At 33.8% G+C, this 13,611-nt stretch carries 12 protein-coding genes; 4 read left to right on the top strand and 8 right to left on the bottom strand.

The genetic code is table 11. From position 1 onward, the window contains the following. Positions 1 to 2: 2 nt before the first annotated feature. On the top strand, positions 3 to 1,235 hold the full coding sequence (locus ACOZ9X_RS00745) for a hypothetical protein (RefSeq protein ID WP_423416606.1): 1,233 nt from the start codon (positions 3 to 5) through the stop codon (positions 1,233 to 1,235). 646 nt (positions 1,236 to 1,881) lie between these two features. Here ACOZ9X_RS00745 and wecB read toward each other — a convergent pair. The 3 genes from wecB to ACOZ9X_RS00730 all read right to left on the bottom strand — a co-directional run bounded on the left by wecB (position 1,882) and on the right by ACOZ9X_RS00730 (position 5,130). Continuing rightward, positions 1,882 to 3,024: a non-hydrolyzing UDP-N-acetylglucosamine 2-epimerase gene (gene wecB / locus ACOZ9X_RS00740; RefSeq protein ID WP_423416605.1), complete on the bottom strand. Its 1,143-nt coding sequence runs from the start codon at positions 3,022 to 3,024 to the stop codon at positions 1,882 to 1,884. Positions 3,025 to 3,494: 470 nt separating this feature from the next. Continuing rightward, the gene (locus ACOZ9X_RS00735; protein WP_423416604.1) at positions 3,495 to 4,127 is read right to left on the bottom strand and encodes a class D sortase; all 633 of its coding nucleotides are present in this window, start codon (positions 4,125 to 4,127) and stop codon (positions 3,495 to 3,497) included. 1 nt (position 4,128) lies between these two features. Beyond that, complete coding sequence (locus ACOZ9X_RS00730) at positions 4,129 to 5,130, bottom strand: processed acidic surface protein (RefSeq protein ID WP_423416603.1); 1,002 nt, start codon at positions 5,128 to 5,130, stop codon at positions 4,129 to 4,131. A gap of 283 nt (positions 5,131 to 5,413) precedes the next feature. On the opposite strand from ACOZ9X_RS00730, the gene ACOZ9X_RS00725 reads away from it, so the two are divergent. Continuing rightward, the gene (locus ACOZ9X_RS00725; protein ID WP_423416602.1) at positions 5,414 to 6,322 is read left to right on the top strand and encodes a C39 family peptidase; all 909 of its coding nucleotides are present in this window, start codon (positions 5,414 to 5,416) and stop codon (positions 6,320 to 6,322) included. Between the two features lie 40 nt (positions 6,323 to 6,362). Here ACOZ9X_RS00725 and ACOZ9X_RS00720 read toward each other — a convergent pair whose 3' ends face one another. Then, complete coding sequence (locus tag ACOZ9X_RS00720) at positions 6,363 to 7,952, bottom strand: M14 family zinc carboxypeptidase (protein WP_423416601.1); 1,590 nt, start codon at positions 7,950 to 7,952, stop codon at positions 6,363 to 6,365. Positions 7,953 to 8,046: 94 nt separating this feature from the next. On the opposite strand from ACOZ9X_RS00720, the gene ACOZ9X_RS00715 reads away from it, so the two are divergent. Further along, positions 8,047 to 8,778, top strand: coding sequence for a L,D-transpeptidase family protein (locus tag ACOZ9X_RS00715; protein ID WP_423416600.1), 732 nt, complete (start codon positions 8,047 to 8,049; stop codon positions 8,776 to 8,778). A 147-nt stretch (positions 8,779 to 8,925) separates the two neighbouring features. Here ACOZ9X_RS00715 and ACOZ9X_RS00710 read toward each other — a convergent pair whose 3' ends face one another. From ACOZ9X_RS00710 to ACOZ9X_RS00695, 4 genes are all read right to left on the bottom strand, one after another. After that, a complete protein-coding gene (locus ACOZ9X_RS00710; RefSeq protein WP_423416599.1) occupies positions 8,926 to 9,669 on the bottom strand; it encodes a C40 family peptidase in 744 nt (247 codons plus the stop codon). 198 nt (positions 9,670 to 9,867) lie between these two features. Further along, entirely contained in the window at positions 9,868 to 10,743 is an 876-nt protein-coding gene (locus ACOZ9X_RS00705; RefSeq protein WP_423416598.1) for an SGNH/GDSL hydrolase family protein, read from the bottom strand. A gap of 91 nt (positions 10,744 to 10,834) precedes the next feature. Beyond that, complete coding sequence (locus tag ACOZ9X_RS00700) at positions 10,835 to 11,533, bottom strand: CpsD/CapB family tyrosine-protein kinase (protein WP_423416597.1); 699 nt, start codon at positions 11,531 to 11,533, stop codon at positions 10,835 to 10,837. After that, complete coding sequence (locus ACOZ9X_RS00695) at positions 11,523 to 12,266, bottom strand: YveK family protein (protein ID WP_423416596.1); 744 nt, start codon at positions 12,264 to 12,266, stop codon at positions 11,523 to 11,525. The genes ACOZ9X_RS00700 and ACOZ9X_RS00695 overlap by 11 nt, the downstream gene beginning before the upstream one ends. 238 nt (positions 12,267 to 12,504) lie before the next feature. On the opposite strand from ACOZ9X_RS00695, the gene ACOZ9X_RS00690 reads away from it, so the two are divergent. Next, the gene (locus ACOZ9X_RS00690; protein ID WP_423416595.1) at positions 12,505 to 13,401 is read left to right on the top strand and encodes a LytR family transcriptional regulator; all 897 of its coding nucleotides are present in this window, start codon (positions 12,505 to 12,507) and stop codon (positions 13,399 to 13,401) included. Positions 13,402 to 13,611 lie beyond the last annotated feature (210 nt).

Below are 13,611 nucleotides of genomic sequence, written 5' to 3'. Positions count from 1 at the left end.
TTATGAAACAATTTGTTCATCAAAATAAAATAATGATTCTTTCCAGTTTTTTAATACCCCTTGTATTCTTTGTCCTTTTTTCTCTCATAAAAGGACTCCCTTTTATGATTATTACATCCGACGGTGAACTCTATAAAAATTTAGCTGGTAATTTTTTGAATGGTAAAGGGTTAATCAATACAGTCAGAGAAGAAAATATAATTGTTCCTCCATTGTATCCATTAATTATTGCATTTATCATCTACTTTTTTAAGGACATTACTTTTGTTTTTCTTGTGCAATTTCTCGTTCTAGGATCTACAGGAATTGTTATATTCCTATTAGCATACCGTTTGTTTATCAATAAAGTAATAGCTATTCTATCTGTGGTTTTGTTCTCAATTCACCCCATTTTATTAAATAATGGGCCAAGTAAACTTTTAACTGAAACAATTTTCACTTTTTTTATAGTTGCTATAGCACTGCTTGGAACAGTTATTCTTCATATGGTTAAAAATACAGAAAAGAAAAACCTCTCCATTTTAATTGTGTTGTTTGTAATAACATTCTACCTTAGTATAATGATGCGTCCACATTTGTTATTTTTAATACCTATCGTTATTGGTTATTTTATTTTTCTAAATTTTAATAAAATCATCCCGATATGGGTAATCTTGTTTTCTATTTTAGTACCGATTTTGTTATTCGGAGCGAATTATACATACAACAAAACGACACACGGAGAAGGAATTCTCTTTGAAAATTACAGTGGCATGAATCTATATATCGCTAACAATCCTCATACTACAGTTGGTTTTTATTCATCTTCAATTATTGAGAAATTTGTAAGCGATGAATATAATCAATATAAAAATACACCACTATCAGAAAAAAGCAAAATTCTAAAAGCAAAAGCTGTAGAGTACATTCTTGCGGAACCAGGCGAATTTATAAAAAGATTGGTTCAAAAAATACAACTTTTTTTCGAAGGTGTAAATCGTTTCGATACTTTACTAACCCTATTTTCAATTGGAGGTTATATTACAGCATTTATTATTTTGAAGAACTTAAGGATTCATTTGCTGATTATAGGATTGTATATCCTATATTTTGCAGTTCTTTCATCAGTTGGTTTACTAGTTAGTTCCCAGCGTTACCGGCTCCCAATCATCCCTTTATACACTATATTTGGAAGTTATTTAATATATACAGTTACCTCTTCTTATGGAAAGTGGTTGAAAACAAAAACAAGATGATAAAACAGAACAATTTAATCTTTTTAAAGCCCCATTTCAACTCTGTTGATGTGGGGTTTATCTACGTTTTTTAGGATTATTTTTAACAAATACAATAGGATTACAGAGTAGATGGCCAACGAAATTTCTATTTAGCTAACTTTTAAAATTTCAATCGTGGAAAGTAAACTTTTTAATCCATCTAAGCTTTGTCCAACGCCATACAACTTTTTGCATTCGCGTATCTCCTTTCAATAGTTTATTTTCTAGTTCTCGGTCTTGTAGGAGATACTAAAGGAAGAGTTCCCTTCCTTTCAATTGTTGATCTCTTACATCCTGCACATACGTAAAAATATTGGGTCTAACATGTTTTCAATCAACTTATTTACTAGTGGTTCAAGCATCAAGGAAAACGTTTTTAATCTTCAAATAAAAGAAGATATGAAATTATGAAAGAGATTAAAGTAAGTACGAGGGAACCAGAAAGTCACAATTTATGTAAAGGATGAGCGAGAGTATATGCCATGTTTATTTCATCTCTCAAAATCATCTCACATTTTTCACAAAAAAAAGAAGCTTGTAGACAGAGTACTTTGTCTACAAGCTGAACATAGCGATGATAATAATCTGCTATTATTTTTTATTGAACTTTAAGTAAAGGTATTAATTAAATTACTCTAAAAGTATCTGGTCTCTCAGTGCGTTTATTGAAGTGATAAAGAATTGCTTCAATAATTCGTCGAGAGGCTTCTCCATCACCATATGGATTTGAAGCCTTTGCCATAGATTCATATGCCTCTTGACTCGTTAATAGTTCTTTAGCCATCGAATAAATATCTTCTTCATTTGTCCCAGCGAGCTTAAGTGTTCCTGCTTTAATGCCTTCAGGACGTTCTGTAGTATCGCGAAGAACAAGAACAGGAACTCCTAGTGAAGGTGCTTCTTCTTGTACTCCACCACTGTCAGTTAAAATAATATGTGCACGAGAAGCAAGATTGTGGAAATCTAGAACGCCAAGAGGCTCAATTAGATGGATTTTTGAATCTTCTCCTAAAATCTCATCTGCTACTTCCCGAACAGCTGGATTTAAGTGAACCGGATATACAACCTGAACATCGTCATGTTCTTGAACAATTCTTTTAATTGCTCTGAACATATTACGCATAGGTTCTCCTAAATTCTCACGTCTATGTGCAGTAACGAGAATTAATCGGTCATCCCCCAATTTATTTAGGATATCTAATTCATAATCTTCACGTACTGTAGTTCGAAGCGCATCGATAGCAGTATTCCCCGTGACATAGATATGATCACCACTTTTGTTTTCTTGAAGAAGGTTTTGTGCAGATGCATGAGTAGGTGCAAAATGAAGATCAGCCATTACCCCTGTTAGTTGACGATTCATCTCTTCTGGATAGGGTGAATACTTATTCCAAGTTCTAAGACCGGCTTCTACATGTCCAACTGCAATTTGGTTGTAAAAAGCAGCTAAACTAGCAACAAAAGTAGTTGTTGTATCTCCATGAACGAGAACAATATCAGGTTTTTCTTCTTTCATAACAAGATCCAGACCTTCAAGTGCTCTTGTCGTTACACCTATTAACGTTTGACGGTCCTTCATAATATTAAGATCATGATCAGGTTTCACATCAAAGATCTCTAATACTTGATCAAGCATTTCACGATGCTGAGCTGTAACTGTAACAACCGAGTTAATCTCTTCATATTTTTCCATTTCGAGTACGAGCGGTGCCATTTTAATAGCTTCAGGTCTTGTACCAAAAATTGTCATTACTTTAATTTGATCCATGCTTTTATATCCTCCTAGCACTTTTTGCTGCTAATATTTATCTCATTAATGCTAACCTTACAATAGATCATTCGTCAAATTTGTCTAAATTAAATCCTTATTTGGAATACTATTTTTAAAAAAAATTTCATGAATTGGATTTAATTAGTACAAAAATATATTTCTAAGTATGTATTCGTTATATTCTTCCTTATGATTCATACTTTTTATACATGTATTTAATTTAAAATCCTCAATAGACGTGCCGATTATTTTATCTTGTGTCATCAAGAAATAATATTTATGATCTTATACAGTAGAAATAGTTCTTGAAATTAACGTTACTCTTTTCACCCGCTGTCTCGAAACCTTTCAAACATCTAAATAGAATCTAAATGAGTTATTAGAGTTAAACTACATACAAAAATACTCAGTGGTCGTAAAATTGTTAATAACAATGAAAGAACCTGATCATTAAAAAATGGTCAGGTTTACTTTTTTAGTTTTTGATCTACGAGAAATGCTTCTAGAATGTAACGCTCGGGGGCATCACCAATATAATTAAATGGGTAACAGGTAGTTACAGTAAGTGTTGCTCTAGGTTTGGGAACAATGACTGTTCGGTCGTCTGCATCCACAATTCGAACTCTTTTTACTTTATAAGTAAATTCACCTGCTACGGTTTTTACGATAAGAATATCTTTTTCCCCTATCTCCCCAAGTTTTCGAAACACCGTATCTCGATGCCCAGATAGAACTGTATTATCTTTTTCCCCTGGAAGAACACTATTTGCGTAGTGGCCAACTCCTTTTTCCAGTTCATCCTCGTCAGTACCATGAAAAATGGGTAACGTAGCATTTAATTCAGGAATAAATAATTCTCCCATATTTTCGCCTTTTTTTGGTCTCTTTTTATATAATTCAGTCTTCTCTTCTTTTTTATAAGCACTAGCAGGTTTAATAGGTTCTTTTTGAAATTTTTCAATTTTAAATGTCATATAACCTTTTGCGAATTTGTATAAATTGGTTGATGAGAACCATAATCCAGCCAAGATAATCGCTACACTTATAAAAAGAAGAGCCAGGCGCTTACGGCCGGTGGCTCTTTTCCTTGCTCTTCTCATGTTACGCAGTCTTCCTAACTCTTCTGTAAAGTACGAAGCCCGCTCCTGCAACAACTAATCCGATAAGAGTATTCGGAAGAAAGTCTGAAGCCGTATTTGGAAGCTTACCGCCCTTTTCCGTTTTAGGTGAATCTTTAATCTTTTCTACTACTTTCGGCACTTCTTTCACATCTTCACCTATATCTTCAATAATATCTGATCCAATCATATCTGCCGTAAGTTCCATATCAAGAATAAATTCACCGTTTTTATTGTATAGTTCGATAACTAAATTGTATCCATTCGGATCTTTCAGTAAGAGAAGCTCATTTAGTGTAATTGCCTTTTTTTCTTTACCTTTTTTCAAATAATACTTTGCGTCTAACTCAAAAATCTCGAGTACTTCATCATAAATTGAAATAATTTGTTTGACTTGTGCATCCGTCAATTCTTCAACACTATCAAAATCCTCAAAACTTTCCATTTGTGCACCCAGTTCTTCTAAGCGTTTAAGAATTGCCGGATCTTCTAATTTTTCGCTCATTGAATCAAAGTGAACAAACAGTGCTTCCAGCTCTTCATCAGTTAATCCCAATTCAGTAAAAATATCTTCCAAAGGATCTCCACCAACATAAAAGCCAACTTCCATATCTAAATCTTCCACATAAATAAAATGATCAATAGTACTTCCGTTATCTTCCAATAACTGCATTAATGATGCTTCATCTAAATCATAGGCTTCATATATACTTTGAAGATTACTATAATCAGCTTCTATAACTTCACCAAGAGCCCCTTCGAGCTCCTCAAAATTTTCCCACTCTTCAAGTCCCGAACCATAATATTCTAATAGGTAGTCTTCAAAATCTTCCACTGAAATTTCAAGTCCGCGAGTTGCACTAATTTCTTGCAAATAAGAAGTTAATTTTGGATCATCCATTGCAACTGCAGCAAAAGAAACGTTTGGCATTACCGATAAAACTAAAGCAAGAACAAGAAACATAGATGAAATTCTTTTTCTCATTACATAATCCCCTTTTATAGTTTTCGACTAATGATCCAAACTCTCTTAATTAACTCGTGCGCATTACATAGAAGAATTAAAAGATTAAGCCCATTAATCTTGTTATATGTTCATAATAGTTTATATCACAATATTTGGAAAGAGTTTTATTTTACTTTTCATCATATTTTATTAGTACTCCACAAATTATTTAAAATGCAAATGTCTACACTTCTACTTTTTTGTCATAAATTGTAATATAATAGAGATTGTAAATCAGCATTTCAATCTGGGAGGTATTTTTTTGAAATACAGGAATCTATGTATATATTTTATTGTGTTTTTAATAGTAGGAACTATTCTACAGTTGGATATAAGAAATACTCACGCTGCAACAAATAAGAGTCAGGCTTATATGGTGGTTAGTTCTTCCGTAATCATTCGTTCCGGACCTACTGATTCTAAATCAAAAATTGTAACGGTGGATAGAGGAACCATACTCTACATGATTCAAAAGCATACAACCTTACAAAAACAGCTTTGGTATAAAGTGAAAACGGTCGGAGGAAAACAAGGATGGGTGCATTCAAAGAATTTACAACTCCTTAAACGTAAAGTTCTAAATGCACCTTTAATCGCACAGATGCCTGAGCTCCCACGCGGTTGTGAAGTCACAAGTCTTGCAATGTTGCTAAGATACTCTGGGGTAAAAGCTGATAAATTGACTCTAGCCAAACAAGTGAAAAAAGATCCAACACCATATCGAAAAGTAAATGGGAAGGTATATTTTGGAAATCCTTATAACGGTTTCGTAGGAGATATGTATACATTTAATAAGCCGGGATACGGTGTTTATCATGGCCCGATTGCCGAGCTCGCAAAGAAGTACTTAGGTAAGGATAGAATAACTGATCTGACAGGAAAAGAGTTTGATAGTGTTTTAGATGCAATCAACAAAGGTACACCTGTTTGGGTAGTAGCGAATACACATTTTAAAAAGTTATCCTCTTCCTATTTTCAGGAATGGTACACACCTACTGGGAAAGTGAGTATTACATACAAAGAACACTCTGTACTTGTTACAGGCTATGACAATCTATACGTATACTTTAATGACCCCTTAAAAAAAGTTAAAAACCGCCGCGTGTTAAAAACAAATTTTAAAGCTGCTTGGATTCAAATGGGTAAGCAAGCAGTAACTTATAAAAAGTAAACAACAAAAGCTGCCGAGTTGCCTCGTCAGCTTTTTTAAACTACTCTTCTATTAATTTTATCCACCCCTGACCCTCTGTGGTTTGAATAAGATACCATTGTCCCCACTGCTTGCTGGAGGTTACATCTTGAGGCGTTATTCGTTTTTCTTTCTTTTTGGTTTCAATAGGATACTCATACCAATCGTTCAGTGTTGTTAAAGAAATAACTTTTGATATGTCCTTTGGCTGGTAATTTACGATCTCGTTATGAGGTTTAATCCATTTTTCACCATTAGGGGTCTGGATGGCATACCAATCACCATAAGACTTTACAGCTTGAACAACTTGAGAATTAATAAATGTACCCGCTGTTGCTGCAATGGGAGCACGGTGCAACTGTGTTTTTTCAGTTAACCATAGCTGTGTATTTATTTTTTTATAAGTCCCTTGTATGTATTGTCCTTTTTTAATCCACTTTGGTCCATTTGAAGTACTTACTCTAAAGTAATCATTATATATTCCAGTTACCTTAACGTATGCGGGACTTAAATACATACTTGTTTTATGCTGTGTATTCGGTCTATTGTATAGTGGTACCCTTTGAAAAGTAGTGATATTAAAATTCGCATCAATCACCTTTTGTTCCCAAAGTTTCTTTCCTTCATTTGCAATGTAAAGGCCTGCTTTTCGATTTCTCTTCCATTCTTCATTGAATACAGAAAGCGGAGGATTTGTTTCTCCTACATGGTAACTGATCTCAGGAGTAAGTCCTGGACGATTAAACGTTTGTATAAACCAATCTTTATATCCACCGCCTGCTGGACTTTTACTAGGTTTAACGAGAGAATAACGTGACATACTTCCGTATGCTTGAGCAATTTTACGGTCTCTTTCCAAATATTGAGCCTTGTTATTAAAATACCAAAAAAGAATTCTACCTGATGAGTGATATGACACCGTAATTTCAGGATCTTCAAAGTAGGTGAATTTTGTAAGCTTTTGTGTTTCTAGCGTTTGTAATGGTTTAGTCCCAGAAAAATTTTTGTATGCTGGAGATTTAACGGAACTATTTTTGGATAAGTTATTCCAATTGGCCGGGTATTGTCGGTTCAAATCAATGCCTTGTCCGTTTGCTTTCCAGCGCTTAAAGTTTTTGCTTCCACCATTCATTTTAATTAATTTTTTATGAACAGATTTTGGAAAAGCATTAAGACCTTTTTGCTGAAGGGTAACGCCATCTGGATTGACCATCGGAACGAACCAGATAGAAGTACCATTTAGTACCTTACGTACATCATATCCTTCAAATTTAGCGTTTCTAGAATAAGCCTCACTATACTGATCAAGCATTTCCATAACAATATTCGTAGTTAACCATTCCCGGGCATGATGAGAAGCATTGTAAAAAACAGTTGCATCCCCTTTTCCGAGTTTAACTGCCCAGATCTCACGACCATATGGTGATTTGCCTAAACTTTGATATTCTACTAGTCCGGGATACTTTTTAGCTAACATCTTAATATCCAATGTTAAACGTTCATACGTATACACTTGATTTGGATTTACATAACTCGTCGCTTTTGCCGGCTGTACCAATAGCACACTTGCAAAAAGAAGAGCCGCAAATAACGACACTAACTTCCATTTCATTTCTTATTTTCCCCCTATTTTCATGTAAACTTATTATTAATCTCTTTTTTTAGTATACTATGAATATCTACCATATAAAGGAGAAAAATCCATAATGAAGAAATTTTTATGCGTGTTTTTTAGCATCTTAACATTAGGCTGGTTACAGACTTCTCATCAAGCGACTCATGTTGAAGCAGAAGAAAATTATTACAAAAACCAATGGGAAGCCAAACTGAATACTCTTCATACAAAAAGACAAGTCATTATTGTGACAGTTCCTACCGTTCGAAGTTATAAGGGGAAACTTTACTCCTATGAAAAAATGTCTGATGGCAATTGGAAAGAGGCCATGCCAGTAATGAAAGCAGTTATTGGAAAGACAGGTGTGTCTAGCAGAAAATTAGAAGGAGATGGGAAGAGTCCAGCTGGTAAATTTATGTTCGGTACAAGTTTCGGATCAACCTCTAAGCCATCTGGTATGACTTGGCCTTTTAAGAAAACCACAATAAATGACTACTGGGTGGACGATTCGAATTCATCACTTTATAACAGATGGGTAACAGTAAACCCTACAACAAAAAAAACCTGGAGATCTGCTGAAAAATTACTTCACCCTCTTTATAAGTATGCAACTGTAATCCGTTATAACGATGACCCTATTGTAAAGGGTAAAGGCAGTGCTATATTTCTTCATATTTGGAAAAATGAAAATAGCCCCACTCTTGGCTGTGTAGCAATTTCTGAAACAAATATAGTAAAAGTCCTAAGGTGGATAAATAGCTCAAAACGTCCCATTATCATAATCGGAACAGAAGCGCAGATAGCAGGCATGATTAAAAATTAGTTATTCTTAATACCCAAGTCTATAAGTGGATTTTGAATACTGAAGTGATTTAAGAAGGTACCTATTCCCTCTTCAGATATACTAGGGAGCTTTAGCATCGACAATATAAAAAAACAGGAAAATAGGTGCACCTATTTTCCTGTTTTTTTATAATACGCGTTTAGCTCCAACATATCGTTTGCTCCACCAAGAGTTGCTTAAGCTATCATACTCAACTTTTTTAGAAGCACTATGTATCATGCGATTACTTCCTATATATATCGCTACGTGTGACACATCACGACGACCGTTGTTATTCGTGTCATAAAATAATAGATCACCAGGACGAAGAGTAGAAGATGCTACTTGTAACCCAGTACCATACATGGCACTAGATGTTCTTGGCAAGCTAACTCCGTGCTGCTTCATTACATAAGTAACAAACCCACTACAGTCAAAACCTGAACTAGGAGTCACACCGCCACTTCTGTAACGAACTCCAAGAAGCTCAGTTGCTATTGAAGAATTAAACGTTTTTCCAGATGACAATTTTTTTACCGGTTTTGCAGGTGTGCTTGCTTTAACCTTTGAAGCCTGATTCTTAATTAAAGCAATTGTCTTTTGATCCGCAACTCCAGTAACCTTTAGTTTGTGATGTCTTTGAAATTTCGTAACTGCAGCCTTGGTATATGTTCCATAGTAAGTAGTGTATGAAGGATATGTAAAATGCTTCGTTTTCTTTAAAGCAATTTGAAGATCTTTAACGTCTTTATGTGTCATTCCTTGTTTTAAAGTACGATCTCCCAATGCAGCATCTGCAGATAACGGATTTCCTATGACTAAAGCACCAGCGAGAATGATTCCGCCAATGATTTTTTTATGTAAATTACCAGGTGATAGTCTAAATTTCATATATTTATACCCCTATTCCCTATAATTCTACTTATTTTTACATCTAATAGTATTTTATGGAATAGAGTGTTACAAATCTAGTCAATTTACATTACAGTTATATAACAAAATTAGGATAATAGATTTATTTTTATAAATTTCGGGTAAATAAAATCATTGTTTCACAAAAAAAATAAACAATTAATGGTAGGGATTGCTTTATTCAGCGATAAAGTAATTTTTAAAGAATTCTGCCCATAGCTTATAACCTTTTTGATTAGGATTGTTAGATTCAATATAGTTATTAAGTTCATTAGAATTCACGTCTGGCCAGCTAGGCCAATGATCTAGATATATAAAGCCTTTATTATCAGCATAGTCTTTTAACATTGAAACTTGTTCCGCGTAGTACTTTGGTTGATAGATAGGATTAGTTGGCTGTAACATAATGACAGGCTTAGATTCTAATCTTTCAAAATCGTTAATTATTTTCTCTACGTAAATCAATGTGTCTTCCATTACATAATTTCCATTATCATTTAACAAAAAGGGTTCAATCAATACAAGATCTGGTTTCAGAGTCAGCGCTTCTTTATATAATTGATCTTCCAATACAATGTCGGATGTTTCTTTTGTAGTAATAACGGTCAGATTAAATGCATCTGAACCATAATGATTCGTTAATTCTTTCTGAAATAGAGAAGTCCACGTTCCTTCTTGTAGTGCGTTTACTTCTGATCCTAATATAACGAACTCTACAGGTTTTTGTTGATCATGCTTAGCCTGAATTTTACTGACAATGCTATCAGGCAGATTTTTAGTTACATTTATTTCTTCTTTTTTAGTGATTTCTTTAATAGAGCTCGACTCGTTAGAAACCGACTTTGTTTTACTAAGTTCCATTTTCGCAGCTTCAGCAGTTTCATTAATTTTAAATTTGTAATAATAGTTTCCAAAGATGATACTTGCAATACTTAATGCGATGATTATAGAATACATGACTTTTTTCATAAAATTTCCTCCTGTTGCTTCTCTTATATCTAACAGCAACCATTCTTTAATAGATGGAAAATACATATAGAACGAGTATTTCATCTGTAACCTAAAAAAAGAGATTGGCTAAAATGAGCTCTATGAAAGCAACATTTGATCCAATCACTCTTGCCACGCTTATTCTTACCATTAATTATTTTGTACCATAATAATAGTAGGTATTATCAGTCTTTTCTTTTCCATTTAATACGACACCAATGATTTTTGAATTTGCATTATCTAATAATTCTTTTGCTTTAAGAGCGCCTTCGTTTTGTGTTTTACCGCTTGTTACAACAAGTACTACTCCATCACAACGATTTGCTAGAATCTGGCCATCTGTAACAGCTAAGACAGGTGGTGTATCAAATAAGATATATTCGTAAGTACCCTTTAAATCTTCTAAAGTGGCTTCCATCGTTTTGGAATTCAACAGTTCAGAAGGATTAGGAGGCACAGGGCCACTTGGCAATACATCTAGATCTGGCACGTTAGTCTTCTGTATACAGTTTGTTAATGTTTCTTGTCTTGTTAAGACAGTGGTTAATCCGTATACGTTACTCACCTTGAATGTGTAATGTACTGTAGGTTTTCTTAAATCCGCATCTACTAATAGAACACTCTTTCCTTGCTGTGCTAAAACTACTGCTAAGTTAGCAACTGTTGTAGATTTACCTTCTCCTGGTCCTGATGAAGTTACCATGAGTGTTTTTATATTTTCATCTACTGAAGCAAATTGAATATTTGTTCGTATGGTTCTGTATTGCTCTGATATTGGCGATTTTGGATTTTTATGAGTAATTAAACTACGTTGTGTAATATCATTAATCGTTTTCTTTAATTTACGACTCAAGTGTTCCACTTCCCATCCTAGCTCTAGATGCTGTATTGATTGGTGCTTTTTCATCACCAACCGTAATTTTTGGAATTACTCCAAGTACAGGAAGACCTAATAATGCTTCAATATCCTGTTCATTCTTAATCGTATTATCTAGGTATTCGAATAGAAACGCCAAACCTACTCCAGCCATCAACCCTACAACCAAAGCGATCGCCATATTTAAAAATGGCTTTGGATTAATAGGAGAAGGATTTTCTTTAAGTGCAGCCTTAGACAATACGCTTACATTGTCGATACTCATAATTTCTGGTATTTCTTTTTGGAAAGTATCCGCAAGGTTGTTTGCAATCTTAACAGCCATTGCAGGATCTGGGTCTTCAACTGTAATTGTAAACACTTGTGAATTTTGTTCGCTATTCACCGTAACTTGACTATTTAACTGGTCAGTGGTTTTATCTAATTTTAAGTTCTCAGCAACTTTACCGAGAATTGTAGGACTTTTAATGATAACACTATATGTATTAATCATTTCTACATTCGTTCTAACCTGATTCACATCGAAAACCTGCTGCTCATTTTTCGATTGATTCACAAGAATTTGTGTAGAAGATTGATAAATAGGCGTTAGTACAAAGTACGAAATAATACCACTTATTGCAACAGCTATAATCGTAATCAATCCAATTAAAAAGAGCCGTTTTTTTATGGTTTGAAAAATATCCTTTAAACTTATCGTTTCTTCCATGGTACCCTCCAAAAATTAATTCATTGTGCGAATAAAAATTTTGCTACGCTGTATTATAGCATAAATTATTGTCATATAAAGGTGATTTTTTATATTTTTTGTAAAAAGGTACAAAAGGCATTAGTTTTGTGAAATAACATTAAAATGCCACAAAAAAATATTGAAAATATTTACTTTTGGTATATACTTCTTTTTATGGAATGAATTTAATTGAAATTAACTCGAAGGAAGAGGACATATGTTTAAAAAAGCATTAATTATAATTGGTTGTTTAATAGGATTAGGAATTGTAGGTGCTGGAGGCTATGCTTATTACCTATACGATTCTGCTAAGGATGCAGTAAACGAAATGCACGAACCATTAAATGTGGATAAGAAGCCAAAACCAATTGTTACAGGTAAAGATAAGAAACCGATCTCTATTCTATTAATGGGTGTAGATGAACGGAAAAATGACAGAGGTCGTTCTGACACAATGATTGTAATGACAGTAAATCCTGAAAAAAATTCAATGATGATGTTTAATATTCCACGGGATACACGTACTGAAATCATTGGTAAAGGATATGAAGACAAAATCAATCACGCCTATGCATTTGGTGGGGTACAGATGGCTGTTGAAACAGTAGAGAACTTTATCGACGTACCAATTGACTATTACTTCAAAGTAAACATGGAATCATTCCAACAAATTGTTGACTCTGTTGGTGGTGTAACGGTTAATAATCCGTTTTCGTTTGAACAAAGTGGTATGAACTTTGCTGAAGGTCAAATAAACCTCAATGGTAAAGAAGCACTTGCCTATTCTCGTATGAGAAAACAAGACACTAAAGGCGACCTAGGAAGAAATGATCGCCAAAAACAAGTAATCACTTCTATTATTAATGAAGGAGCAAAAGTTTCTTCTATTACGAAGTTTGATAATATATTAAGTATCCTTGGAGACAATGTTAAAACAAACATGACTTTTGATGAAATGAAAGACATTCAAAAGAACTATAAAGGTGCACGTAAGAAGGTTGAAAGTTTTCAAGTTGAAGGTAATGGCGCTAAAATTGATGGTATCTATTATATAATTATTTCTGAGGAAGAACGTAATAATATAACAACAAAAGTAAAAGAACATTTAAGTTAAGGCAAACATTAAAAAGAGACGTTCAATCCGAACGTCCCTTTTTTAATTTAGCAATTGAATAGTGCCAGAAATTCCTCTTATTTCTCCGGTCCAAATATTTTTACTGTGGTAAGTATTCCCGTTTTTATTTTTATTTTCACGGTGTTAAAAATTAAGAGCTCGACACAAATTTGGCTATCAACATAATAGATCAATTCCGCAAAAATACTG

Origin of the sequence: Fictibacillus nanhaiensis (assembly GCF_049537595.1) — a bacterium.
GTDB classification, from domain to species: Bacteria; Bacillota; Bacilli; order Bacillales; family Fictibacillaceae; genus Fictibacillus; species Fictibacillus nanhaiensis_F.
This window is presented reverse-complemented; position numbering and strand designations above follow the sequence as displayed.